The organism is Shewanella scandinavica, assembly GCF_031932065.1.
GTDB lineage: Bacteria > Pseudomonadota > Gammaproteobacteria > Enterobacterales > Shewanellaceae > Shewanella > Shewanella baltica.
The window spans coordinates 36,455-63,432 of sequence record NZ_JAUOES010000029.1; the positions used below are offsets into that span (position 1 = coordinate 36,455).

Annotated in this window: 20 protein-coding genes; 8 read left to right on the forward strand and 12 right to left on the reverse strand. The window is 47.4% G+C overall.

Going from position 1 to position 26,978, the window contains the following annotated elements; genetic code table 11:
* Window positions 1-115: 115 nt before the first annotated feature.
* A complete protein-coding gene (locus tag Q4Q50_RS19220; protein WP_311900684.1) occupies window positions 116-3,241 on the reverse strand; it encodes a M9 family metallopeptidase in 3,126 nt (1,041 codons plus the stop codon).
* A 487-nt stretch (window positions 3,242-3,728) separates the two neighbouring features.
* Between Q4Q50_RS19220 and Q4Q50_RS19225 the strand changes: the two genes are divergently transcribed.
* Both Q4Q50_RS19225 and Q4Q50_RS19230 read left to right on the forward strand, forming a co-directional pair.
* A complete protein-coding gene (locus tag Q4Q50_RS19225; RefSeq protein ID WP_311900685.1) occupies window positions 3,729-4,730 on the forward strand; it encodes an NAD(P)H-quinone oxidoreductase in 1,002 nt (333 codons plus the stop codon).
* A gap of 499 nt (window positions 4,731-5,229) precedes the next feature.
* Complete coding sequence (locus Q4Q50_RS19230) at window positions 5,230-5,634, forward strand: hypothetical protein (RefSeq protein ID WP_006083132.1); 405 nt, start codon at window positions 5,230-5,232, stop codon at window positions 5,632-5,634.
* 169 nt (window positions 5,635-5,803) lie between these two features.
* Here the strand turns inward: Q4Q50_RS19230 and Q4Q50_RS19235 are convergent, their stop codons facing one another.
* The 5 genes from Q4Q50_RS19235 to cutA all read right to left on the reverse strand — a co-directional run bounded on the left by Q4Q50_RS19235 (window position 5,804) and on the right by cutA (window position 12,438).
* Entirely contained in the window at window positions 5,804-6,838 is a 1,035-nt protein-coding gene (locus Q4Q50_RS19235) for an aldose epimerase family protein (RefSeq protein WP_071938654.1), read from the reverse strand.
* Window positions 6,839-6,998: 160 nt separating this feature from the next.
* Window positions 6,999-8,144: a galactokinase gene (gene galK, locus Q4Q50_RS19240; protein ID WP_006086123.1), complete on the reverse strand. Its 1,146-nt coding sequence runs from the start codon at window positions 8,142-8,144 to the stop codon at window positions 6,999-7,001.
* A 295-nt stretch (window positions 8,145-8,439) separates the two neighbouring features.
* Entirely contained in the window at window positions 8,440-10,077 is a 1,638-nt protein-coding gene (locus Q4Q50_RS19245) for a cation:proton antiporter domain-containing protein (protein WP_311900687.1), read from the reverse strand.
* A gap of 181 nt (window positions 10,078-10,258) precedes the next feature.
* Window positions 10,259-12,118 carry a protein-disulfide reductase DsbD gene (locus Q4Q50_RS19250; RefSeq protein WP_311900688.1) on the reverse strand — a complete coding sequence of 620 codons (1,860 nt, stop codon included), beginning with the start codon at window positions 12,116-12,118 and terminating at the stop codon, window positions 10,259-10,261.
* Complete coding sequence (gene cutA, locus Q4Q50_RS19255; RefSeq protein ID WP_012088202.1) at window positions 12,115-12,438, reverse strand: divalent-cation tolerance protein CutA; 324 nt, start codon at window positions 12,436-12,438, stop codon at window positions 12,115-12,117. The genes Q4Q50_RS19250 and cutA overlap by 4 nt, the downstream gene beginning before the upstream one ends.
* 251 nt (window positions 12,439-12,689) lie before the next feature.
* Between cutA and Q4Q50_RS19260 the strand changes: the two genes are divergently transcribed.
* Complete coding sequence (locus tag Q4Q50_RS19260; RefSeq protein ID WP_259541724.1) at window positions 12,690-13,298, forward strand: FxsA family protein; 609 nt, start codon at window positions 12,690-12,692, stop codon at window positions 13,296-13,298.
* 125 nt (window positions 13,299-13,423) lie between these two features.
* Here Q4Q50_RS19260 and Q4Q50_RS19265 read toward each other — a convergent pair whose 3' ends face one another.
* The 3 genes from Q4Q50_RS19265 to Q4Q50_RS19275 form a co-directional block, all read right to left on the reverse strand.
* Entirely contained in the window at window positions 13,424-13,960 is a 537-nt protein-coding gene (locus Q4Q50_RS19265; RefSeq protein WP_012088204.1) for a hypothetical protein, read from the reverse strand.
* A 195-nt stretch (window positions 13,961-14,155) separates the two neighbouring features.
* Window positions 14,156-17,245, reverse strand: a complete 3,090-nt coding sequence (locus tag Q4Q50_RS19270; RefSeq protein WP_259213975.1) for an efflux RND transporter permease subunit — start codon at window positions 17,243-17,245, stop codon at window positions 14,156-14,158.
* Window positions 17,246-17,248: 3 nt separating this feature from the next.
* Window positions 17,249-18,331: an efflux RND transporter periplasmic adaptor subunit gene (locus Q4Q50_RS19275; RefSeq protein WP_071938650.1), complete on the reverse strand. Its 1,083-nt coding sequence runs from the start codon at window positions 18,329-18,331 to the stop codon at window positions 17,249-17,251.
* Between the two features lie 128 nt (window positions 18,332-18,459).
* Between Q4Q50_RS19275 and Q4Q50_RS19280 the strand changes: the two genes are divergently transcribed.
* A complete protein-coding gene (locus tag Q4Q50_RS19280; RefSeq protein ID WP_012088207.1) occupies window positions 18,460-19,449 on the forward strand; it encodes a LysR family transcriptional regulator in 990 nt (329 codons plus the stop codon).
* A 1-nt stretch (window position 19,450) separates the two neighbouring features.
* Here the strand turns inward: Q4Q50_RS19280 and Q4Q50_RS19285 are convergent, their stop codons facing one another.
* A complete protein-coding gene (locus Q4Q50_RS19285) occupies window positions 19,451-20,818 on the reverse strand; it encodes an MATE family efflux transporter (RefSeq protein ID WP_126491142.1) in 1,368 nt (455 codons plus the stop codon).
* 224 nt (window positions 20,819-21,042) lie between these two features.
* Between Q4Q50_RS19285 and Q4Q50_RS19290 the strand changes: the two genes are divergently transcribed.
* The 4 genes from Q4Q50_RS19290 (at window position 21,043) to Q4Q50_RS19305 (ending at window position 24,980) form a co-directional block, all read left to right on the forward strand.
* A complete protein-coding gene (locus Q4Q50_RS19290) occupies window positions 21,043-21,333 on the forward strand; it encodes a co-chaperone GroES (RefSeq protein ID WP_006086113.1) in 291 nt (96 codons plus the stop codon).
* A 57-nt stretch (window positions 21,334-21,390) separates the two neighbouring features.
* Window positions 21,391-23,028: a chaperonin GroEL gene (gene groL, locus Q4Q50_RS19295; protein WP_011847850.1), complete on the forward strand. Its 1,638-nt coding sequence runs from the start codon at window positions 21,391-21,393 to the stop codon at window positions 23,026-23,028.
* A gap of 410 nt (window positions 23,029-23,438) precedes the next feature.
* The gene (gene hipB / locus Q4Q50_RS19300; protein WP_311900693.1) at window positions 23,439-23,675 is read left to right on the forward strand and encodes a type II toxin-antitoxin system antitoxin HipB; all 237 of its coding nucleotides are present in this window, start codon (window positions 23,439-23,441) and stop codon (window positions 23,673-23,675) included.
* A 3-nt stretch (window positions 23,676-23,678) separates the two neighbouring features.
* Window positions 23,679-24,980: a HipA domain-containing protein gene (locus tag Q4Q50_RS19305; RefSeq protein WP_311900695.1), complete on the forward strand. Its 1,302-nt coding sequence runs from the start codon at window positions 23,679-23,681 to the stop codon at window positions 24,978-24,980.
* Window positions 24,981-25,186: 206 nt separating this feature from the next.
* Here the strand turns inward: Q4Q50_RS19305 and Q4Q50_RS19310 are convergent, their stop codons facing one another.
* Both Q4Q50_RS19310 and Q4Q50_RS19315 read right to left on the reverse strand, forming a co-directional pair.
* The gene (locus tag Q4Q50_RS19310; protein ID WP_311900697.1) at window positions 25,187-26,380 is read right to left on the reverse strand and encodes a Shedu anti-phage system protein SduA domain-containing protein; all 1,194 of its coding nucleotides are present in this window, start codon (window positions 26,378-26,380) and stop codon (window positions 25,187-25,189) included.
* A 375-nt stretch (window positions 26,381-26,755) separates the two neighbouring features.
* Window positions 26,756-26,978: hypothetical protein (locus Q4Q50_RS19315; protein WP_311900699.1), on the reverse strand; the 223-nt coding region annotated here is incomplete at its 5' end.

The window sequence follows — 26,978 nt, forward strand, 5'->3', positions numbered from 1 at the left end:
CTGCCATGGCAGGGATTTTGCTATTTATTCAAATGCTTGATTTAAGCCTCTAGTGTTAAATGGCTAGAGTTAAATAAGCAGATTTAAACGTTCTGGCTTAAACAACGACAGCCAACTAGCGTAAATCGACTTGTAGTGCGACACCCGAACTCTGGGGTTCACTCTGCACTGTGATGTAATACCAACCTAGGCTTGGTGCATCGACTGTGATACTTTCCCGCGTGTTGGCGGGCGTGACAGATGCTGCATCGAAGTGCTGAGCATTGGCCCAAGTCGTCCCCGAAAACAGGCTCACATCACCACTGCCGTGGGCAGAGTTGATGCTTAACTGACTCGTACCTTCTGGCACCCAAAGATAGTAATCGCTGCGGCCATCGGCGGTGCAGATGGCTTTGCCTGAACTCAGCTCACCATGACTCAAGGGGGATTGCGTCGCGCAGGCATTGGCGATGAGAGCTGGCGTAGGCGTGTTGCTTGCACCAGCATTGAGGGTGAGAGTGACGCCGCTAAACTCAGTGGCAGTGTCCACTGTGATATAACGCCAGCCGCGATTGGCACTAAAACTTAGCGACTCTTGATTACCCACTTGAGTGCTCTTGGCATCGGCATTATCGGCGTCGGCCCACTGACTGGCATTGAAGTAAAGATTGGCATCCCCAGCGCCGCCCTTAGTGGTGACGGTGAACTGAGTATTATCTTCCTCAACCCAGAAGTAGAAGCTGTTGCGTCCACCACTGATACACTCGTTTTTGCCCAGTGTGAGCTGGCCGTAATCTAAGGTCACTGCACCGCAATTTGCTGGTGGCTCAGGATCCACGCCGCCATCTCCCAGATCGGGATCAACATCAGCGAACAACTCAGTGGTGCTGACTTGCATATCAACGCCGCCAAAATCTCCCGACAAGGTAATGTAATGCCAATATTCGTCAGGGTTTAACTGCACTTTAATGACTTGATAGTTACCATTGCCGATCCCCGCGCCTTGGTTTTGCTCTGGGCTTGCCCAACCTTTAGAATTGAAATAAATGTCGGCATCACCCCAGCCGCCGCCAATCTTGATCCAAAGATCTTGGGCCGAGCGATCGGTATTAGTAAAACTGAAACTGGCGCGACCGAGTTTGGAGTCGATGCATTCCATCGGCACATCGATTTTCAGGCTGGCCGATTCAGTGTAACGGTAGGCTTCGTTCGTCACTTGGCAAGGGGAGTAATCCTTACTGATAGTGCCCGCAGGACCACTCCAATTACCTTCACGGCCACTGGGCTCAGCATCGACATCACTTGGGCCTTTATCGACAATGCCATCGTCAGCCGTGCTCAAGCCGCTGGCGAGCCAACCTTGCCACTCGTTGTCGTAACGTGTGCCGATACCATCCATAAAGGTTTGATATTCAGCGTATTGGTCGTTACGTAGGTAGGCCAGAATCTGTCTTACATCGTCCCTGTGATGCTCAAACATAAAGCGCACCGCCAGATAACCCCAGCGATAGATGCGGTCTTGGCCCGATTCATAGTTGTTTTTGAATATGGTCGACAACATGAACTCACCGGTTTCGCCCATGGCAATTGCCGCTGGGTTTGCGTCACGGTAAGAGATGTATTCCGCTAGGCCTTCAATCCACCAAATAGTATTGGCTGACGTGCCGCGACTAAAGTCACCAAACAGGTTATAGCGCCCGTCGAGGTAGTGCACATATTCGTGTTGCAGGTTCCAGACATGGAAATCCGGCGTGCGCCATTCGGCTTCATAGGCGATAAAACGCGCCTGATTTTTGAGTCCGGCGGGCGAGCCCTCAAGGTACATGCCGCCGTTGTCAGTATTGATGCCAAAGATACTGTTGGCTAAGGATTTATACTCAGACGAACTGCCAAAGATCACTAACTCTAAGTCATCGTTGTTATCTTGCCCTACGGGTTGCATGCCTGTTTCGAGCTTACTGTGGAAATAGCTCTCTTGACTGGTCAGCACATCACAGGCCCATTTGGCTTGATCTTGATAGAGATCTTGGGCGCGGATCTTGAGACTGTCGGAGCATTTCCAATTAAAAGGTAAGGCATCGGCTTCTAACTGCGCCTTAAAACCACAGATATTGTAATCGTTACAATGGCTGCGATCGTAATAGTCGGCCATTTCTGCCGCCGCGTACCAAAGCACTTTACTCGGTTCGGTTTTGCTGGTGCTGCTGAGGATATTTTTAACCAGCTGAGTCACTCGCGGGCGCATGGCATCAATGTAATACAGTCTAGATAACTCTTTGACTGAGTTAACTAACAGATACTCTGCATTGGTACCTAACAAGTCGCGATGTTCGAGTTGGAAGTTATTCAGCGCATCTAAAATACCTTGGTCACGAGCGAACAGCGCCTGCATGTCCTCATTCCACTGGGCGCGGAATAAGGTGGTAAACACTGAGTTGGCTGCGGCGTTCATGGCGAAACTGGCTTGCCAGTTAGCGTCGTAGTCCGTTAGCACTTTAATGGTGACATGATTAAAATCGGCGCCGAGCTCGGCTGAGTCAATCAGGATTAAGGCTTCTTTCAACACGCCAGCATTGTCATCGGAGACAGTCCAAATCGCAGCGTTGGCAAATAAAGCGTTGAGGGCTGATTTTAAGCTGGCCTTAGCGGCGCTGCTATAAGCGGGTACATCATTTGGGCTGTAAAACTGCACATAGAGAGCGGCGCGGACAAAGTAAATATGTGACTCAAGATGCTGAACATCGACCCCAGTGTAGTCCTTGGCTTTAGTGGCAATGGCGTTGGCGACACTGATCACATTGGCCTCGCTAAATAGCGCGGTGGCGCTACTGCCTTTGAGGCTATAGAGCTTACCGACGCACTCGGGTGTCGATTGGCTCAATTGATCCACTAGGGCTTGGCCCGATTTACCGACAAAGTCACTGTAGTCATTGCTCTGCAGTGCGGCGCTGCGACTCTGTAACTTAAGTGGCGGTTGCTCAGATACTTCTCGCTTCTTGCGTGAATGCATCTTAGGCGGTTCTGTCATTGTCTGTTCTGTCATAGTTGGCTCATTCGGGGATGCCATCAATGGCGTCTCCCGCAGTAGCGGTCTATGGGATTCTATTTGGCTAATGGGCGCCGAGGGTGGTCGTGGTGCCGGTTGCGCTTGTGGATTGCTGGGTGTGTTGCTGCCTAATGGGTGACTCGTATGAGTGTCATGGGCGAGAGCGGGAGTCGCAAAAGCTAAGCTAATAGCTGCGAAGATCAGTGTGTTTTTCATTGTGTATCCGTAGTTATCTAGTCTGCAAAGCAGATCTTCCTTGGGCGTTATTTGATGCGTGGAACCTAAGCTTGCATCAAACCTCATTGGATTATTTGCGTGATAACAATAGCGCGACAAACATCGCAGCTAGCAAATAATGCGTTCAAATGATGGCTGTAAGTTTTTAATATATCTAGTATTTACCTGTAAATTTGTTTGATACATCTTTTCTGTTCAGCTTAGGTTCAGCTTATTACTCAAAGGACTCGCGCCAGAAGCTGAGTCTGTGGGACTCCACAGCTTAGAAAGGCCTAATTGAATGCTTTATGAAATACCTGATTGAATGCCTTATGAAATACCTGATTGAATAAGAGTGGCTATTTGGCTTGAATTCGCGCTAGCTTAGCCGCATTAAGGTTAGATGCACTTTTCCGCAGTTAGCACTCGAACCCTGAGATGCTAAGCCATTTGCGATGAGGTCGATGCCATTCCCAAAGGAGCTTTTATGTCAGCTTTACCAAGCGAATACACCCATATCCATGTTGAGCAACCCGGGGCGCCCGAGGTGATGCAGCTATCGCGCTCGCCTTTGCCTGTGCCAGCGTCTGGCCAAGTGTTGATCCGCGTGCATGCTGCAGGAGTGAATGGCCCCGATGTCAAACAAAGGGTAGGCGCTTATCCGCCACCACCGGGTGCATCACCGATTATTGGGCTTGAAGTCGCGGGTGATATTTGTGCCCTCGGTGAAGGCGTGAGCCAATGGCAAATCGGCGACAAGGTTTGCGCCTTAGTGCCGGGCGGTGGCTATGGTGAGTACGTGCTCACCTATGCTGCCCACTGTTTACCTATTCCAACGGGCTTTAGTTATGTGCAGGCCGCTGCATTGCCAGAAACCTTCTTCACCGTATGGGGCAATCTGTTTATGCGTGCGGGACTGAAAGCGGGCGAGACTGTGCTGATCCACGGCGGCTCGGGTGGTATCGGCAGTACGGCCATTCAACTTGCCAGCGCCTTAGGTTCAAAAGTCATTGCCACGACGGGGCAAGATGAGAAGCGCGATTATTGCTTGAGCCTTGGCGCCGCTGAAGTCATCAATTATCGCACCCAAAACTTTGTTGAGCCTGTCATGGCACTCACCCAAGATAAGGGCGTGAACGTGGTCTTTGATATCGCTGGTGGCGATTTTATTAACCTCGATTTACAAGCCTTAGCGATGGACGGCCGTATGGTGTCGGTGGCGATGCAGCGTGGCCCTAAGGCCGAGGTCGAGATTTTCCGTCTGATGGCAAAACGTATTATGTGGACAGGGTCGACTTTAAGGCCGCAAAGCGTGGAGGCTAAAGCCGCTATTGCCGCCGAATTATTTGAGAAAGTCTGGCCGCTGTTAAACGCCCATAAAATTGTGCCCAATATTTTTGCGACCTTCCCATTAGGCGAAGCCGCGAAAGCCCATGCGCTGATGGAGTCGGGTGAGCACAGGGGCAAGGTGGTACTGACGGTCATTTAGGCTCGGCACGTTGGTTTGGCCGCGATGGATTGTTTAGGTCGCGGCCATTTGAGGCAAGTCTGAGAGCGTGTAGACAAAAGAGTGGCTGAGTAACGTAGGGGTAAATAGTCGTTTGCGCTACTGTCGTTAAATCGTCATGGTTAAACCTGATGCTTAACCTTGCAGTAACCTCGAACGGCAACTTCGAATCGTCAAAGTTTATGCCCATCGAACATAGTCGATATGATTGCTTTTTATTGGGAATAAAACTTGCCGCGTCGATTTTTTAGACTAAAGTCGTTAATGATTAAACTTTTTGGGTACTTTGGCAGAAATTAATACGTAATTAGTGAAAATTTCATGGTATGAGGCATTGATTATCGGAAATATTCTGTAAAAATACCCAGTTGAAAACGTCAGAGACTTTCCGGCGCTATTCGTGGATCAAAGCAAGCGATGCTTCGCTTATTCAGGCTAAAAAACTCATAGTGTATGTGTTGATTTAAGGGTATTAGCATATATGTATAACACAGCAAAGAAACAGGTTTGGTATGGTGAGCTGAGAACATCGAAAGGCAACGCGATTGTCGTCCATGACAACCAGCTGCCCGATGCCTCCCCAGGACGTATCTACCTATACAATTCCGATCGCGATGCGATCATTGAGTATGTGGAAGATATCGTCAAAGTGAACCTATACGACTTAGATGAGGCTGCGTTAAAAGCTGCTGAGGCTAAGTTTAGTGGTGCATGGAAGGCGGCTAGAGCTCAATTCATGAGTAAGCATCAAGCTCGTATTGACCTAAACAACGTGAAGGAAACTGCGCCTGTTCGTAAGGCGAAGCCTGAAGTTGAACCAGAAGTGGAATCCGATGCCGTAGGCGTCGATTTTGACGATGATTGGGTCGATGATTTTGATGATTAACACAGTGTCGGCTTAAGGGCTAACACTGTGAGTGTAAGGAATAAAATAGTGCTTATTTTATTCCTTATCGCTTTATTTCCTTCCGCGAAACCGTGCGTTAACCTCAATTCATCGCTATTTTATCGCGACTCGATTTACCCGTTAATATACCGCTAATTTATAGCTAATGTTACGCATCGGCATCGAACTGATATCGGCTGATGTGGTGATAAACCTTGCCTGGCACTAACCAAACATCATCACCAAAGCGCTCGCCTTGATTCGGTGAGTCTGGCAGCATCTGCGGTTCTAAACACACGCCATGATGTTGATTTAATACCTGTTGATTGCGACCCACAGTGCCATCTAAAAAGTTAGCGCAGTAGAGCTGCACGCTCGGTTGATTGGTATAAACCGTCATAGCGCGGCCACTCACAGGACTGCTTAAACAGCCAAAGCGGGCGAGTGAACCGTCGGGGTCATTCATCATATAACAGTGATCATAACCGCGCGTGCTCGCTAATTCTGCGGCATGCAGTTTGTCGCCTAAGCGTATCGGCTGACTCAAGTCGAAAATTGATCCTGTAGTCTCGGCAATCCCAGTGGGAACACTGACATCATTCATGGTGAGATAACGCTTGGCATCGATTTGCATCAAATGTTCGTGATTGGTCTCTGAACCATCGAGGTTGAAATAACTGTGCTGGGTTAAGCTCACGGGACAGGCTTTATCCACCGAGGCTAAGATCTCCACATAGAGATTATTGCCTGCGAGGCGATAATCCAGCTGAACCGTGCAATTACCGGGGAAACCCATGTCGCCGTCTGGACTCATTAAGGTCAAGCGCACACCATCGGGCAGTTGGCCTAAGTGCCAGTTTTTACGGTTAAACCCTTCACGGCCGCCGTGTAAACAGTTAGTCGCTTGGTTGACATCAAGTTGATAATCTTGGCCTTGATAGTGCATTTTGCCGTTAGCGATACGATTCGCAAAGCGGCCAGCAATGGCGCCTAAGTGAGCCGATTGCGTCAGGTAGTCTTCGGCGCTGTCGCAACCAAGGACGATATTGGCACGTTCGCCGTGTTTATCTGGGGTCCACAGAGCGCGGATAATTCCGCCTAAGCTGATGACTTCTAATGCGAGTATGCCATTGTCGATCCTCACCCGTTCGATTTCGCCGCCGCGGGGATCGGTCCAAGGATCCAAAACACTGAAACGTACCATTTAGCTTCCCTCTGTGTTGAATATGCTCACTGCTTATTGTGTTAAATGAGTATGTTAACCCTATTGTTTGCCATCAACACCATAAAGTTCAGCGATGAATTCGTATGTTATCGACGGCCTTGTCACTGTATTGGTTTTCTTTGTTTTAAGCGTGTTCTGGCTAATTATCTATGCGGCCCGCGCCAGCGCTGGCGGAACATAAATAGACAGTGGCATCGATTGCGGTTTTGTCGAAAAACTCATGTTCAACGGCAGCAACGACAGCATCGGTCAGTTCATGGTCAACTAAAGCCACCACGCAGCCGTCAGTCATGCGGATACCGCCACGCTCGCCAATCACTTGGCTGACAATTTCAACTAAGGTATCAAATTCGGGCAGTGTCACTTCAAAATCATCCCGCAGTGAAGCATGGGATTCCGCCATTAAGCGGCTGAATTTTTGAATGTTATTTTGCTCTAATGCGCGGGCAGCACTCTGGGTTCTTTGGTTTTCTGTGACGACGTGTTTCGCTCTGCGATATAACACTTCATCTAAATCGGCTTTTGCGCTTTCTAATCGACGTAAATCGAGGTGACGCAGCGCATCTAAGCCAAAGTATTCTGCCGCTTGGGCGCATTCGTTGCGACGTTGTTGATTGGTGGCGGCTAAACGTTGTTTCTCAATATGGGCATCTATGATGATAAGGCTTAGGTTTTCTGGGATAGGAATGGCTTCACTGTCCAGATCTAAGCAGTCAATCAATAGTGCGTGGTCTTGCTCACCCATAGCGCTGCACATTTGATCCATGATGCCACAGGCCGATTCAACATACCTGTGCTCGCCGCGCTGTGCGAGTTGCGCTACCGCCATTGGCGATAAATGCAGTTGGCTGGTATCACTGATGGCAGTGCCGAAGGCGACAACCAAGGCGCCCGATGAGGATAACCCTGCTGCAAGTGGCACATCGCCCACAATGGCTAAGTCTAAGCCCTTGGCTAATAAACCCGTTTGCGCCATAGCCGCAGTAAAACCTTTGAGGTAATTCACCCAGCCATCTTGCGGGTCCATGTCGTTTTCTTGACCGAAGGTCCACTCTTTAATTTGTCCGGGGAAGGCATCGGCAACGGCACGAAACTTAGTGTCGTCACGGCGTTTTACTGCAATCACTGTATGAAAATTAATGGCCGCGGGGAGTACAAAACCGTCGTTGTAATCCGTGTACTCACCGATCAGATTGACGCGCCCAGGGGCTTGATATAAATCGTCGGCTTTAGTGCCAAAGGTTTGGACAAATAACTTTGTGGCGCGCTGCGCAGGGTTTGACATGCTGTAAAAAATTCCAAAAAAGCTGAGCTAATTTCGTTACCGTCATCGATTTATATCACGACTGAGTCGGTGATGTAACTGAGATTTTTTGCTGAAATGGCGATGGGCGGCAAGGAGAAAATCGATACTGTGATAGGAAGTCAAAATAGCGTATTCAGTGCGTTATCTAGTCGATTGATTTGTAAAGATTAGTCAGTAGTTAGTTGGATGCCGCACAAACTTGCAGAAGAGGTTACTGCTCGTTTGTGCGGCCTATTATGGCGTGATTTTAATTCAATGCAGCATTAGCAGGCACTTAACTATTGGACTCTGCATTAATCTTAGGCTCAGCCACTTGCGCGGCGTTTTTCTCTGAGTCTTGCAACAGCTCGTAAATCACATGATCCACAAAACCGGCACCGGCGGCTTCGTACAGGTTATAAACACTGTGTACGCCGGACTCTCGAAGCGCCGCGGCATCGTCACTGTACTGCACAATCGCGCTGATCTTGCCTTGATAATCCAGTTTTTTGAGTTGCTCGACCGCAAACATATTTCCCGCGTGGTGCGGCATGGCCAGCAGCACTAATTCAAGATTCGGTGCTCTGTCGAGCTTCTCCCAAAAGTCGGTATCCGAGGCATCACCTTGTACTACGTTGCGGCCCTTGGCTTTGTGTAAATCGACTAAGTCTTGCTTGTGCTCAATGCCGAGAATTTCGCCGTCAAATTGTTCCCTGAGTTCATCGTAGGCGCCGCTACCAATGCGGCCCATACCTAAAATTAAGAAGCGTGGATTGCCAATGGCGATCGGTCTGTCTTCTGGGTGTAACGGGCGTTTTTCAAGCTTGATTAAACGCTGTTGGAATCGTTGATAGATGTTACCTACGGTGGCGTTAAGCGGCGCGGCGAGTAAAAAACTAAAGCTTAATGCCACGGCGATGATCACTAGCCACTCTGGAGGTAACCAGCCTTTATAGGTGGCAACGGCGGCGACAATCAGACCGAATTCACTGAAGTTACCTAGGTTGAACGAGCCCAACATAGAGGTACGTGAACGCAGCTTAAAGCGGGTAAGAATGTAGACAAACAGCAGAATTTTAAGTGGCACTAACAGCACTAACAGCGCCGCGAGCACGATATCCGATACCGTAGGTAAGCCGTTGAGCCCAATCGTTAAGAAGAAGGCGACGAGGAAGAGTTCTTTAAAATAGAACAGGGATTTTGCCAGCTCAGAGGACTTTTTGTGGCCCGCCAACAAAATACCGATAATCAGTGCGCCGAGATCGGGTTTTAAGCCAACAGACTCAAATAACCAAGCGCCAACCACGAGTGCCATTACTAGACCAAAAAGGACTAACAGTTCACCGTGGCCAACACGGTCGAAGGCTTTATAAATGAGCGGCTTAGCCAGTGGTAGTAAGAGTAATGCGAAGGCCCATACCGAAGGTACATCGCCCTTAGAAATGGTTAAAAACAGTACGGCGAAGATATCCTGCATAATCAAGATACCAATGGCGACTCGGCCGTAGAGGGATTGGACGTCGCCCTTATCTTCTAACACTTTGACCGCAAATACGGTACTGGAGAAGCTTAACGCGAAGGCGATTAACGTCAGTTGCTCAAGGTTAAGACTGGTGAGTTGGCTTAAACCTAGTAAGCCGAAGAGTTTCAGAATCGGTACAAAAATCACGATCGAGAGTATTAAGTGCACACTCGAACCCGCCCACACTTCGGCCTTGAACAGGCTGCGAATATCGAGTTTTAAACCAATCGCAAACAACAGCAAAGTCACGCCTAGGCTGGCGAGTTCTTGCAGCAATGGTAGGCTTTCTTTATCTATCCCTAGGACGAATAGTACAAAGCCCGCCACTAAGTAGCCGATGAGCGGTGGCAGTCCTATACGGCTGACGAGCATGCCGCAGATGAGTGTGATAATGAGGATACCGGGTTCCATGATGCTCCAATCTAAAAAGTCCAAAATAGTGACTGATTGTATAAGAAATCTATGACACTGGAACAAAAAAGCGGACTTTTAATGAAAAAAGTCCGCTTTTTATTGGTGTTGCGGCAAATACACTCGCCGGTTAAAACCTGCGCGAGTGAAATTGCTTTAGTGGTCTAAGTCTAAACCGTGACTATTTCACCAGATGATCTAAATGGGCGGCAAAATCTTTAGGGCCCATAAAACCAGTCACACGTAAATCTTCCCTTTGCTCGCCTTGTTCGTTAAACATCAACAAGGTAGGCAAACCGAGCACATTGTATTTTTCGAGTAAGGCCACATCGACCTTATCACTCTTAGTCACATCTGCTTGCAGTAGCACGATTTTATTCATGCGGGCTAACACGTCAGCATCCTTAAAGGTGATGGCTTCGAACTCTTTACAGGCAACACACCAATCGGCGTAGAGATCTAGCATCACAGGCTTACCTTGGGCGGCTGCTGCGGCGATTTCTTGCTCAAGATCTTTAATGGATTTAATCCGTTTAAAGCCATGGGCTTCTTCGGTTGTCGCCGCAGTGCCTACGGGGTTGTGATTAAAACCTAAGTGGCCCATCACAGCTTGGAATCCATAGGAGAAACTCGCCAGTAGCGCCAGAGTTAATAGCACTGAACGGACAGTTTGTTTCCAGTTAAATTCACTGAGTTTGTTCTGATGCATCAAGTAGCCAGCGAAGCTCACGCCCCACAGTGACCAAAGCACATCGGATACCACGCCCGTCCAAATACGGCCGAGCATGACGATAGATACAGCGATCAACAGGAAGCCGAAGACGGTCTTGATGATGTCCATCCAAGCGCCAGCTCTAGGTAATAATTTACCGCCCGAGGTGCCGATAATCAGCAGAGGTAAACCCATGCCCATACTGAGCACATACAGGGCTAAGAAGCCTTGGAGTAAGTCGCCGGTTTGCGCCACATAAACGAGTGCGCCCGACAGCGGCGCGGTAGTACAAGGTGATGCGACAAGGCCAGAAATCACGCCCATCAAGAATACGCCAACTAAGTTGCCGCCTTTTTGGTTGTTCGATACTGAGTTCATCTTTTCCTGCCAGCTCGATGGCAGTTTCAAATCGTACAGGCCAAACATAGATAAGCTGAGCACAAAGAATAGAATCGCCAATACCACTAACACGGCGGGATGTTGCAATGCCGCTTGGTATTTCAGTCCCGCCGATGCGACCACTAACCCTAAGATAGAGTAAGTGATTGCCATACCTTGGACGTAAGCCATAGACAAGGTAAAGGCTTTCGCGGTTGAGAGTTTTTGCCCTTGGCCAACAATAATGCCAGACAAAATCGGGTACATAGGGAACACGCAGGGCGTTAATGCCAGACCGACACCTAGACCAAAGAAGATCACTAAGGTCCAAATCAGGCTGTCGTTTGACAGCATTTGGCTCAGGGTATCTTGCTGAGTAATAGGTTGGGTATTGGCTTTATCGGCCGTGCTCGGTTCAATGCTGGCTGACTCAGTGCTGGCAGGCTCTGCTGCGGCGGTCGATTCGCTCGCTTCGGCACCTGCGATTAAGCCATCGTTGGCGGCAATCGCTTTTAGCACCACGTCACGTTTGGTCGGTGGATAACACAACTTGCCTTCGGCGCAGCCCATAAAAGTGACTGTCAGAGTGGCATTGTCATCGGCCTGTTTCAGCGCAACGGGAATATCCACATAGGTGTAATAGACTTCTTGCTCGCCAAAATACTCATCTTCATGGGGCTTGCCTTTGGGCAGCGCCACTGTGCCTAGCTCGGCGCCATTGACACTGAATTTAAGCTTGTCGCGGTACATGTAGTAACCGTCGGCAATCACCCAATTGAGTTTGACCTGATTACCTTCTTGCTTGAAATCGAAGGCAAATGCTTGATCGACAGGCATCAATTCCGGTTCACTCTTCATGAAGTCGAATTTGTTACCGAAAACCCCTTCACTGTGCGCTAAGGGCGTGAGGAGCAATAAAGACGTGAAAATAAGGCTGAGTAGTTTTTTCATGGCTGAGTGTTGTCTTTTATCCAATCTAAGTAGGCTGGTAGCCCGTGAGTCACAGGCACGGCAATAATTTCTGGTACTTGATAAGGGTGAAGTCTAAGCACAAGTTGTTCTAACTCTGAATATCGACTTTGTAAACATTTAATCTGTAAGCTAAATTCTTGTTCTTCACAGATTTTCCCTTCCCAAGCATAAATTGAACGTATCGGGGCGGAGATATGAACACAAGCGGCAATACGCGACTCAACTAAAGCCCGAGCCAAGGTATTGGCTTGTACTTCATCGGGGCAGGTAGTGCTAACCATTAAATACTGATGCTGCATGGTATTAGGTATCGTCTCTTAAGAATCTTAAAGTTCGCTTAAGCCAACTGAGTTAGGCTACTTTACGTGTTTTAATGGTCTCATACATTAGCGCGTCAACAAAAGGGTGAGCTAAATATCAGTTGTTAAATCCGTTGCTCAATCAGAGGTTATTAGCCCCTTAGTCTGTCGCAATGCTTAGCCTGACTTGAATTAAGACCGGATAGTCCCCATTTAGTTTACACAGATAGTCAGATAAACCTGAGGTCGGTATGTTTTTCATTATATTTTTACTCTTTGTGCTGATCCCAGTAATAGAGCTGTCGGTGCTGATCCGTGTGGGTGAAGTGCTTGGCACTTGGACTACCATAGGCTTAGTGCTGTTTACCGCCGTGCTCGGGGTCTCTTTGGTTCGCAGCCAAGGTTTAAGCACCTTAATGCAAGTACAGCAAAAACTCGCTCGCGGTGAAGCGCCGGGGCAAGAAATCGTCGAAGGCATGATGTTAGCCATGGCGGGTATTTTACTGGTGATCCCCGGTTTTGTAACCGATGCCATTGGCCTGTTATTGCTGACGCCATTCACTCGTCGTCCCATTGCTGCCTTGCTGTTCAAGCGCATGCAGTTGCGGGTTGTGGCGGGGTTACAGGGCGGAATGCACGGTGGCTTTCAAGCGGGCCAAAGTCCCTTTGGGCCTAAGCCGCAGGACCCATTTGGCCAAGCGCCGTTTGATGATAGCGTGAAGAAAGACGGTAATGTGTTTGAGGGCGACTTCGAGCATAAAGTCGATCCGAGTGATATCAAGCCCGCGAGTCATCAGCTGCCTGATAAAGATCAGAATAAAGAACAAGGTAACGCGCAGGATAAAGATCCTAAGCCTTAGTCTGTTATGGTTTAGCTAATTTGATTTACGCGTTTATTCGTTTGAGCTTCTACCCAAACCTCGCTTCAATACCAGCGGCCTTCAGAATTCTCTGAGCTGCGCCGCTGGTGCACTTCATCCACTCGTTATAAAAATTCCACTGAGTTGAGAAAGGCTTCTGCGGTGCGGCGGTTTTGGCCGTTGTCATCATAGCTGGCGGTTAAAATCAGCAGGTGATTATTGTAGGCATAGGCATGCTGCACTAAAGTGCCAAGATCTTTACCCATATCCATACTGATCTCATAACCCCGCTGCCCGCCGTGTTCGATATAACCGCGCGTCAATTTCAGCTCATCTGTTCCCTGCATCTCTTTAAACTTTTTCGCTAGCGTGTTGGTGTCATCGAAGGAAAGCTCAGTAATGTCTTCCTCATCTATAGTTTCAAACTGGGAGCTGTAGGCGATAACGCTCAATACCAGCGGTTCTTGAGCTTGTTTTTGAGTGGTAATGGTTTCAACGCTGACTTGTCCCGAGTTTTTATGTAGCGCCTTGGGATTAGGTAACATGTGCACTTTTACGGGGACAGAAGTTAATACATGGGATTCGAGGGGTTTGACCGCATACCATTTTTGATACGCCATAAAAACGAGGCCGAGCAGCACAGCTAGCTTGATGAGCTTCATATAACTTCCTTATTTAATAATCACTTCCTTGAGCTTGTCGCTCGCCATCAAGTGTAAATGGCAAGTCAGATAAGCGCAACAGATCGCAATAGCTAGTGGTGGGACATGTATTAGAAATGACCAGCCAGCCACGAGTGACTGACCGGCCGCGCCGGGAAGCGTTTTTGGATCAATTACGGAGCTATAAGTTGAGTGTTATTTGTTAGGTGACTCACCTCCTATCGCTGTCGCTTTAATATTGAATACTAGGCTGTACATCACTGGCAGTACTATGAGTGTTAACAGTGACGCAAAACCGAGACCGAAAATAATCGTAATCGCCATTGAACCGAAAAAGGCGTCTGAGATCAGTGGGATCATCCCGAGCATAGTGGTAATCGCCGCCATCATGACGGGGCGCACACGGCTGACACAGGAGTCGACCAAGGCGAAATAAGCGGGTTTGCCTTCACTGAGTTCGAGGTTGATTTGATCGACCAAGACGATACCGTTTTTAATCACCATACCCGACAAACTCAGCAGGCCGAGTAGCGCCATAAAGCTGAAAGGGGCGTCGAATAACAAGAGTCCCGCAGATACCCCAATCAGGGCCAAGGGCACAGTAAACCAGATCACTAAGGGCTGACGCACTGAGTTGAACAGGAATACTGTGATTAAAAACATCGCCAGATAACCCATGGGAATCGAGCTGAATACCGCGGTTTGCGCTTCGCCTGCGGTTTCAAATTCACCGCCCCATTCCAAGTGATAACCTGCGGGCAGGCTGATCGCTTCGACCTTGTCTTTCACTTTACGCAGTACAGAGTCGGCGGTTTCATCACTGCCAAGCTTAGGATCGGCCATCACAGCGAGCATACGCATACGATCTCGGCGCATCACCAGCGGGTTTTCCCACTCAGTGTTAAAGCTACTCACCACTTGGGTGGCAGGCACAAAGGTGTTGTGTTCGCTACTCCAAATTTGCAACTTCCACAGGCTGTCGGCCTGCAAACGTTCTTCGGCGGGCGCTCTGGCGACGATGGGTAACAAGTGGCTGGTTTCTCGGTATAGACCAATTTGCTTACCGCTAAAGTTAACCAATAGGGCATTGTCGAGATCTTGCTTACTGATCCCCGTTTCCCGCGCTTGGGCATTTTCCAGCTGTGGACGGATCAAGGGCACTTGATTACGCCAGTTGTGACGTATGCCATCCATGCTCGGTTCTGCGTGGAAAATGGCCTCGGCTTGGGCGCCTAAAGCGCGCAGCACTTCAGGATTGTCGCCGTAGAAGCGTGCCTCAATTTTGGCGGCGGGCGACGGGCCGTTTTCCATGTTTTTTAAGCGATATTGTGCCTGTGGGAAACGTTGATTTAACAAGGTTTCTAACTCTGGCATATAGGCTTTAACGGCGGCCAAATCTTGCATTTCGACTATCAACTGGGCAAAGGCGGGATAGCCTTTTTCTGGCTGATAGGGCAGGACGAAACGCTGCGAGCCTTGGCCGATAACGCTGGTTAAGTGTTTCAACCCAATATCTTTTTGCTCGTTCTGTTGCAGTAACTGGCGCTCAATATCGGCAGTAAAGCGTTCGGTCGCCTTAATGTCCGTGCCCTCTGGCATCCAGATATCTACAAAGAAAATCGGCGTGTTAGAGGCAGGGAAGAACACATTCTTGATATGACCAAAGCCCACTACAGCGCTGAACAGCATGGCTATAACCAGCAGAATACTCACCAATCTAAAGCGCAGCGCTAGGGTTAAACTTGCGCGATATAAGCTGAAGAACCAGCCCTTGTAAGGGTCTTGGGCTTCTTCGTCGCTCGGCGCATCCTTAAATAACAGATGGCAGAAGAACGGCGTTAAGGTGATGGCGGTGATCCAGCTGATAAACAGCGAAATCATCAACACTTGGAATAAAGAACGGCAGAATTCACCGGCGGCATTTTGCGATAAGCCAATGGGCGCAAAGGCAATAATGGCAATGACAGTCGCGCCCAATAGCGGCCACTGGGTTTGAGCCACAATTTGCTTCGCCGCTTCGAGACGGGTTTTACCACGGCGCAGGCCAATCAAAATACCTTCGGTGACCACAATCGCGTTATCAACCAACATGCCGAGGGCGATAATGAGTGCGCCGAGGGAGATGAGTTGCAGCTCAATCCCCAGCACTTTCATCACGATAAAGGTACCCAGAATCGTCAGCAGTAAGATCAGGCCCATCAACATGCCTGAGCGCAGCCCCATAAACAGCAGGAGCACGGCGATCACGATAGCAATGGATTCTAATAAGTTGATTAAGAAGCCGTTAACTGTCTCATCGACCGCCTGACTCTGGTTGTAAACCGTCGCTAAATTCATGCCGATTGGGCGTTGGGATTCAAGCTCGGCTAAACGGTCACTGACCTTCTGTCCAACTTCGACCACGTTCACGCCACTAGAGAAAGAAATCCCCAGTGATAACGCAGCTTCGCCCTTGTTGTGGTAAAGCACATTCGGGGTTTCGTCGTAATCCTTTTCGATATTGGCAATGTCGCCAAGGTAAATCAGCTCAGTGCTACCCGGTGGGCTGACAATTAAGCGCGCCAGATCCTGCACATTGCTAAATTCGCCTGTGGGATGAATGCGGATACGGTTATCGCCAATCACTAAGCTGCCCGCGTTAGAGACCACGTTTTGATTGTTCACTAAACCATAGATATAGCTTTGATCTAATCCCAGTGCCGATAGTTTTTGCTGGGAGATTTCAATCACGACTTGCTCGGTGACGCTGCCAGCAACTGAAACTTTTTTCACCCCGGGCACTAGCACGAGTTCGCGGCGCAGATAGTCGGCGTAATTGCTTAACTCGCGGTTGCTGTAATCGGGGCCTGAGAGATTAAATAAAATGCCATACACATCGCCAAAGTCGTCCATCACCTGCGGCGCAGTGGTGCCCGGAGGCAAGTTGCCCGCCGTGTCGTTGACCTTGCGACGCACTTCATCCCACACCTGTGGCAGGGTGGTTTTGTCGTAGCTTTCTTTAATCTCAATTTGGATTTGTGACAGGCCCGCACTGTTAATCGAGGTCACATGCTTAATGGCGTCGAGTTGCTGCAGGGCATCTTCGAGCGGCAGTGTGACTTCTTCTTCAACTTGCTCAGGTGATGCGCCGGGGTAAGCCGTGATCACTAGGGCTTCTTTAATGGTGAATTCGGGGAATTCTAATTGCCCCAAACCAGTAAAACTCACGCCGCCACCCACGAGTAGCAGCAACACAAACATCCAACTGATGACTTTGTGGCGTATCGAATACTCTGCAATGTTCATCAATTACACTCCACGCTGCCAGCGTAGTGGTTTGACTTTCATGCCAGCGGATAATTGAGACACCCCAGCGCTGACGATAAGATCGCCCTTGTTGATACCCGTTAAAATCTCAACGCCTTGGTTACTCACGCGTCCTAGGGTCACCATAGTGGGTTTGACTTCACCTGATTGGGTTTGATAAACCCACACTTGCACTTGGCCATCTTGATCGCGTTTATCGATGGCGGTCACGGGCACAATACTGGATGCAAGGGTGCTTGGGTCTTTAACTAAGGCTAAGGTTAACTCGGCGCTCATCCCAGGAAGTAATTGAATATCTTGGGGTTGAGGCAATGAAAACACCACTTCATAGGCTTGAGTACCTGGGGTGACTTGGGTGGAGTATTCTTTAAATTTGGCGTCGAAACTCTGCTCGGGAAAGGCGCTAAAACGCACCTTAGCGGTAAAGTGAGCTTGATCGGTATATTGCTTCAACCCCGCCGCCATCGCCTCGGGCACTTGAATGCTCACATCGAGCAAGTTGTTGTTTTGCAGTGTTAACACCCCTTGATTGGCCTGCACGATTTGGTGGTTATCCACTAAACGTTTAGCAATCGTGCCGCTAAAGGGCGCGGTTAAGCGGGTGTAACTCAGTTGGTCGCGCGCTGCCGCAAGGGCGGCCTTGGCCGATTTGAGCTGCGCTTGAGTGCTATCAAACTCAGACTGTGAAATCAGTTTACGATTAAGCAGCTCGACCTTACGTTTAAAGTCGGCGGCTAACAGTTCGTGCTCGGCCTCACGGGTCATTAAGTTATTTTTGGCATCCCTGTCGTCAAGCTGGGCGAGCAGGCTACCTTGAGCGACTCTTTGGCCTTCGACTAATGTCAGTTCGGTTAATTGCCCTGAAATACGGAACGACAATTCGGCGCGGCTATTGGCGGCAACGCGGGCAGGAAAGGTTCTAAAATCTCCAGCTTCTACGTTGAGCACTTCAAACAGTTTAACCGGACGGACAGTGTCCACTTGTACTGAACTTTCCGCTGGCGAACAACCACTGAGCAGGGCTGGAAGCAGCATAGCCAGTGGCAAGAGTCGATATGATTTCATGGTGGCGATTTCCTAGTTAACAAGTTGTCAGCATTTCTGGGCGCGAAGATACCAGCTAAAGTAGTTGCAATAAACGGGATACTTTGGGATTATCAGTCCCACATAATGAGATTGAACTTAAGGTCAAAATGAAGACAGAGGACTTAGCGTTATTCCACAGAATTGCTGAAACCGGTAGTTTGATTGAAGCGGCTGATTTACTTAACTTGCCAAAATCGACTGTCAGTCGGCGTTTGCAAGCCTTGGAAGATGAGCTGAATATTAAATTGTTCCACCGCCAGAGCCGCTCCATGACGCTCACGTCTGCAGGTAGCCATTTCTATCAGCGCTCGCAAAACATTCTGGCCCAGCTCGATGAAACCCTATTCGAAATGACCAATGATGATGCTGAGATCAGCGGGCATCTGCGCATTCAAATGTTCCCCATCCATAGCATGAAAATCTTGATGCAAGCCATTTTCCGCTTTATGGATATGCACCCTAAACTCACCTTAGAGGTCATCAGCAGCTCAGAATCCGTCGATATGGTGAAACATAATCTCGATGTGGCCTTTGTGGTTGAGCCTGCGTTGGATACCTTAGATTTAGTGGTGCGGCCAATTTTTACCACTGACTTACGTTTTTACGCCAGTCCGCAATATTTAGCGGTACACGGCACACCTAAAACACCGAAAGAGATTGAAGCGCATAATGTGTCTATGTTCCGTTTATCCAACGGCAAAATTTTTAATGAGTTATTTATCGGTTCAGAACAAGAGGTGAGAGTCAGAGGCAATTTCTGCTCCAACAGTATTGAAGTGGCGGTTGAGTTTGGATTGCAAGGACGCGGCATAGTGTATGCGCCTGCTGAAGTCGTGGATGAATATGTACAAAGCGGTGAGTTGGTGACTCTGTTACCTGAAATCCAGCCCCACCAAGGCGAATGTTTCTTAGCTTATCCATCAAGACGTTACGTGAGTTTAGCCTGTCGACGCTTTATCGACTACATAATGCAAGAGTTAGTGCCAAATGGTGTGCCGATCAACATGAGCGAGCAAGGCCCACGTCGATCCTGCAAAGCCTCTACGGGAGCGTTTTCAGACGACGTGTTGCGCTTTCCCGTTAAAAAATCAAGCTAGTTTATCCCTCGCGAATGGCGTTGGCGGTCGTGACCTTTGTCGGTTCACAGATCCGCTGCGCCAGCCAGTAACAGGCAATCCCCATCAAAATATTGGTCACAGGTAGCGCGAGCAGTAGGCCTTTAACGTCACCTATATAGGATCCTAAAGCCGCCAGTGGCAGCATAAGTAGCACTAAGCGGCACAGGTTGATCACCAGTGAACTCATAGGTCTGTGGTAAGCATTGAGCGAGGTCGCCACAATAATCACTATGCCCAAAGGGCCGTAGGCGCAGGGCAGCACTAAGATGTAAAAACTCAACCACTCGATCACCAGCGGATCGGTACTGAATAAGTGCGCGATAGGTTCAGCCAAAAAGATCAGTGGAATATAAAGTATGGTTTGGAAGATAAAGATAAATTTTATCGATAGCAGCAGGGCTTCTTTCGCCCTCTGTGGCTGGCCTGCGCCTAAGTTCTGCGCGATAAAGGGCATTAAGCTCGACGATAGCGCCATCACCACGATTAATAACACTGACTCTAAGCGAGTGCCTGCACCAAAGGCTGCCACTGCGCTGTGGTCGATATGCGCCAACATGGCCATGATAATGGCATTGGCTAACGGATTGATTAAATTCATCAAGGCGGCGGGTTGTGCGATATGGGCAAGTTTAGTCCAGTTGGCGCGCATTCTGTCGATGTCAAACACTGTCCATTCGAGCATTTTGCGCCTGACAATCAACAAATATCCCGACAAAGATAACGCCACTAACCAAGCGAACAAGGTCGCAATTGCGGCGCCTTGGATTTCTAAGCGCGGAAACGGCCCAATACCGAAGATCAATAACGGATCGAGGATAAGGTTAATGACTGCCGCTAGCGCCATAATCATCGCAGGCGAGCGGGTATCACCGGTGGAACGTAAGCCCTGATTGCCCACCATCAACAACACCAGCAGCGGCGCACCGACATACCAGTAAATCATATAGTCGTGGATCAGTGGCAAGCTGTCATCGTTTGCCCCGAGTAAGCGAAACAGTGGCTCGATAAAAATGCTACCCAGGGCGGCTAAACTGGCAATCAAGCCAAAGGTCAGTAATAAGGCATCATGCAAGAATACTTTGGCCTTGTGGGCATTACCCGAGCCGATAAGTCGGCCTAAATTGGTCGAGACTCCAGCACCAATACCAATGGCGATACTCGAGATCACTAAGGTCACCGGAAAGGTAAAACTGATGGCGGCTAAGGCTTCGGTGCCCAATTGGCTGATAAAAAAAGTGTCAGCGAGGCTGAAACCTAGAATGGTCATAATGCCAATTAAGTTGGGGAGGCTCATGTTGAGCAGTACACGACCAATTGGCGCGGTGAGCAGCCCGTGTCTGTCTTTCATGGAAAAATAGTGCCTTGTTAGCGAGCGGAGGCGAGATTCTAGCAGGATTGTGCGGACTTGAAAAAACCGACATCAAAAAATTGAAGTTTTTTTTATAAATGCCCTTGGATCTCGACACTATCAGCCCCATATCTCAGACAGCAAAAGAGCAGACTCAGGTGTCTGTTTTTTTAATCACAAATAGGCTCGATTGTAGGGCATCAAATCATTAGGAGAGTTCATAGATGAATATTCGTCCATTACATGACCGCGTAATCGTTAAGCGTCTAGAAGTTGAATCAACATCAGCGGGTGGCATAGTACTGACCGGTAGCGCCGCTGAAAAATCAACTCGCGGTGAAATCCTTGCTGTGGGCAATGGCCGTATCTTAGAAAATGGCACAGTTAAACCACTGGATGTCAAAGTGGGTGACGTGGTGATCTTCAATGAAGGTTACGGCGTTAAGAAAGAAAAAATCGACGGACAAGAAGTTTTGATCCTGTCGGAAGCTGACCTGATGGCAGTAGTGGGTTAATCCTCAGCATCAATTCGACATTCCAATTAATCATTAAAAATTTAAAGGATAATCAAGATGGCAGCTAAAGAAGTTGTATTTGGTAATGACGCTCGCGTAAGAATGCTGGCTGGCGTAAACATTCTAGCGAACGCAGTAAAAGTGACCTTAGGCCCTAAAGGCCGTAACGTGGTACTAGACAAGAGCTTCGGCTCACCACTGATCACTAAAGACGGTGTGTCTGTTGCCAAAGAAATCGAGTTAGAAGACAAATTCGAAAACATGGGCGCGCAAATGGTGAAAGAAGTTGCTTCTAAAGCCAACGACGCCGCTGGTGATGGTACTACTACTGCAACTGTACTGGCTCAAGCCATTGTCGTTGAAGGCTTAAAAGCCGTTGCAGCCGGTATGAACCCAATGGATCTGAAGCGCGGTATCGACAAAGCCGTTATCGCTGCAGTTGCTGAATTAAAAGCCTTATCACAACCTTGTGCAGATTCAAAAGCGATTGCCCAAGTTGCGACTATCTCTGCAAACTCTGACGAATCTATCGGCGAAATCATCGCTACTGCGATGGAAAAAGTCGGTAAAGAAGGCGTGATCACAGTTGAAGAAGGCCAAGCGTTAGAAAACGAATTGGACGTAGTAGAAGGTATGCAGTTTGATCGTGGCTACCTGTCTCCATACTTCATCAACAAGCCAGAAACCGGCAGCGTTGAGTTAGACCACCCATTCGTACTGTTAGTAGACAAGAAAATCTCTAACATTCGCGAACTGTTACCTATCCTTGAAGGTCTGGCAAAAACCGGTAAGCCATTGCTTATCGTTGCTGAAGACGTTGAAGGCGAAGCATTAGCAACTTTAGTTGTGAACAACATGCGCGGTATCGTGAAAGTGGCTGCCGTTAAAGCTCCTGGCTTTGGCGATCGTCGTAAGGCAATGCTGCAAGACGTAGCAATCCTGACTGGCGGTACTGTTATTGCTGAAGAAATCGGCCTAGAGCTTGAAAAAGCAACGTTGGAAGATTTAGGTACAGCTAAGCGTGTTGTGATCACTAAAGACAACACTACCATCATCGATGGTAACGGCGAGCAAACACAAATTGCTGCTCGTGTAAGCCAAATCAAACAACAAGTTGAAGAATCAACTTCTGACTACGACAAAGAAAAACTGCAAGAGCGTATGGCTAAATTAGCTGGCGGCGTAGCAGTGATTAAAGTTGGCGCAGCGACTGAAGTTGAAATGAAAGAGAAAAAAGCCCGCGTTGAAGATGCTCTGCATGCAACTCGCGCTGCGGTAGAAGAAGGCGTGGTTCCTGGCGGCGGTGTTGCTCTGGTTCGCGTAGCTTCTAAGATCGCTGAAGTTGAAGTATTAAACGAAGACCAAAAACACGGTGTGGTTATCGCACTGCGTGCAATGGAAGCGCCACTGCGCCAAATCGCCACTAACGCGGGTGAAGAAGCGTCAGTTGTTGCTAACACAGTGAAGAACGGTAGCGGTAACTTCGGTTACAACGCCGGTAATGATACTTACGGTGATATGTTAGAAATGGGTATCCTTGACCCAACTAAAGTGACCCGTTGTGCATTGCAATTCGCTGCGTCAATCGCAGGTCTGATGATCACTACAGAAGCTATGGTTGCTGAAATTCCACAAAATGCTAGCCAAGATATGGGCGGTATGGGTGGCATGGGCGGAATGGGCGGCATGATGTAATTTTTGCTGGTCTAAAACGTTGATTACGGCGTTGCTGCTCGCTCACATACACACAACGTATGCTACGCTCAAGCGCCTTGTACTGAACGTTTTATCCTGCGCAAAAACATCTGCGGTCTATAGCTTAATCGCTTAAACCTAAATTCTTGTAAGAGAAAAATGAAAACCCCGATACTGGTAACAGTGTCGGGGTTTTGTTTTTTTGCTCTGGCAACTTGGGGAAGTATTGGGTGTACTTACCTACACTTTTTGAGATTTAAGCACTGAAATGACTATTAAAGTGTAACATTGTACACTTTTTGATGGCTTGTCATTTTCAACAATCCAAAAGTGTAGTTCTGTACACTTTTATATTGAATAGGGCTGGTTTTAGGGCTAAGGTGTATGAAGTTACACTTTTGGAGATGATGATGGCATCACAGCTAAATCAACAATCCCTCGGCTTGTTAATTAAAGAACGAAGGAAAAGTGCTGCTCTTACTCAAGACGTGGCGGCCATGCTGTGCGGCGTAACCAAAAAAACGCTGATCCGAGTTGAAAAAGGTGAGGATGTTTATATCTCAACCGTATTCAAAATCCTTGATGGTCTAGGGATTGATATCGTTTCGGTTCAAACCAGCGACACCGAAACTAACGGCTGGTATTAACCTATGAGTACTTCCAAAAAGCTCATGTTAGAGATGCACCTCGGTGATTTAATTATCGGGGAATTATCCTTTGATACGACGACCGACACCTTTGCCGTACATTACACCAAAGACTGGCAACAAAGTGGATTCCCACTATCCCCAACAATTCCCTTAGATGGCACAGGAAGTAGCAGTCAGATATCGATGTTTTTGGTTAACTTATTACCGGAAAACAAAGGATTAGATTATCTAATTGAATCGCTTGGCGTCTCCAAGGGAAATACCTTTGCCTTGATCCGTGCAATTGGTCTGGATACCGCAGGTGCTGTTGCATTTATTCCTAAAGGGACTTTGCTGCCTGAAACACAATTACGGCCAATTAAGGCTGAAGAAGTTATTCAGCGAATTGAAGATCCCACAATGTGGCCGATGGAAATTTGGGACGGCAAACCTCGACTGTCGGTAGCGGGTGTACAACCTAAATTAAACCTGTTTTATAACGGTGAAGAATTTGCATTTGCCGAAGGCGCGCTTTCATCTACCCATATTGTTAAATTCGAAAAATATTGCCATTTAGTGCTCAATGAATTTATGACGATGCGCCTAGCTAAGGCGATTGGAATGAATGTGGCTAATGTTGATATCGTTCATTTTGGAGATTACAAAGTACTCTGTGTCGAACGCTTTGACCGACGTTATATGCCAAATGAGCAAAGGGTATTAAGAAGGCATATTGTCGATAGCTGCCAAGCACTTGGTTTTAGTGTTAGCAAAAAATATGAACGTAATTTTGGTTCAGGGCGTGATGTTAAAGATATTCGTGAAGGGGTAAGTTTTAACAGGCTCTTTAGTCTCGCAGCAAAATGCCGTAATCCAGTGGCCGCTAAACAGGATATGTTGCAATGGGCGCTATTCAATTTACTGACCGGCAATGCCGATGCACACGGTAAAAACTATTCGTTTTTTATGACGCCAAGCGGAATGGAGCCAACTCCTTGGTACGATTTGGTCAGCGTGGCTATGTATGAGGATTTTGAACAACAGCTTGCGATGGCAATCGATGACGAATTTGATCCAAACAGCATTTACGCGTATCAATTGGCCGCATTTATTGATGGCTTAAGTTTACCAAGAAATTTATTAATCAGTAACTTAACGACAATAGCGCGAAGAATACCGCAGGCAATAGCTGAGGTGGTTTCAATGCTCCCGGCCCTCGATGAGAGTGAAACATCATTTGTGGCTCATTACAAAGCGCAGTTGCTGGCGAGATGTGATCGTTACCTTAGTTTTGCCGCCGAGGTCAGGGATGTCGAAGTGTAGTGCTAGCTACATCTTATCACCCAGCGTTAATTTCGCAGGGGGGGGAAATACTGTAGCCTTGGCGTCGGCAGTTAAATCCAAAAGAGTTATGTCTGCTCCATCTTTGTCGTTTGGCCGCAACATCTTTTAAAAATTTAATAATGGTTGGATCGTTAAACTACGTTAAGGAATAAAATCTATGCTCGTCCCATTTCTATCTCTTTTAATTAGGACATAATATTTAACTGACGTTTTGCTCTAGCTAAGATATCATCGTATGTCATGATCTTTAAATTGCTCAATTCTTGTGTTAAAGATTGTCTTTCAATTATATCTTTAAAGCCATTTGATCTGCCTATTACAACCATAATATCTGGCTTATAAGATTCAAGTCCATATTCTCTTTTGAAAACACTCCTATTATTTTTTTCATCAAAATAGTTACGGTACTCCCTGAGTTGCCCGATTGCAGAGGAGATTGCTGCACTGAATGTTCTTCGGTTGTCTTGACCTACCACTATTTTCTCTTTTGGTAATTTAATATCCAAAATATCACAGAATCCACCTTCAATTCGTTCCAAAAAAAAATCAGGTCTAAGTTGTCCAAGATCTTCACGCACTAGGCTAAGCTGAGGGTGCACTTTGATATGATCAGTTCCACATATTAAATGTGGGTTCCTCTCAAAAAACTTTTGTAGATCGTGCTCGCTAACTTCACTGTTATTTATCAACCATTCCAGTTCTTTTATTTCTTCAATAATCCCCTGTTTTTCAGTAACAATTATATTTGATCTTATTGATGGGATTAGTGCATTGGATGACGGTAATTTTGCTGCTATTGAATAATCAAAACTATCAACGGTAATTTTATTATTTTTTAAACCTAAAACTATTTTTTGATTTTCTATATCAGGCTCTAGTGTATTAATTGACTTGATATACATTTTTACCTTGTTAATTGATACGCCTTGCCTTTTCATCGCAGAGTAAGCTGCAGGTTTCGATAGTGTCATCAATAATAAATCTGACGTAGTTACATGTCCTGATAGTCCATCAAGAAGATTGTGCTGATTAGAATAGGAATGTGGAACAGTTGAGCCCTGACGCATACCTTGCTTTTCAAATCGTTTCAATCGGACTTCACCTACTTTTCCATAAGGTTGTCTATACTCAAGATTCTTTGCTAGAGGAAGGTAGACATCAGTTAGGATCTCTGATGGTTCTATACCGAAAGATTCAAACAATCCAGTACAAACAGTATTGGTTTTTACAAGGCCATTTAATATATTGTCATCATATACAAACCGATACTGTCTATCTTTTGCTTCATAACCTGCTACAGACAAAGCTTGTTTACTTTTATCGGATAACTGTACGCCTTTATGCATCAGTTCTTCAATTAACGGTGAAATAATATTCACATTTTCCTCGCGTATTGTTGGGCGGAAAGTCTGTCATGTTGTATATGAAATGTTTGAGCTAATACATTGCTTATTATGTAATGATAAGGATACTTTGACTATCTAATGTTCTTGTTTTGTGAGCTCCCAGCGACTAAAGATAGAATTTAACTGGCCACCCATTGTTAAATTTTATAAAAGGACGGTGGGCATAATTCTGTTTGCTTTGGATGACTTGCAAGCAACACCAAATATAAAAGAGATACACCTTCCCCTGCGAAGTTGTCGAAATACGTAGATAGCTCTTAGTTGCTTGAGTGGGGCCGTGGCGACATCATGGATGATGGCGCAGGCTCGGGGGGACAGGGATGTCCCATCTGAGCCGTTAGGCAATTTTTATTGGAGTATGAGACCAGTAACTAAAGCATGTAACTTCGCTAGGTGCGTCTTGGAGAATCCAAGGGCTAAGGCCAACGGCCGTTTTGAGCGCGAGATAGGGATATCGAGCTGGTAGTTTAACATGGACGTTTTTGATAGGACGAGCAGTCCTCCTTGGTAGGGTGTGGGTGAAGCCCCACGATCTTGATTCATCTCGGCTGTTAAGCCGCAAGAATTTAAC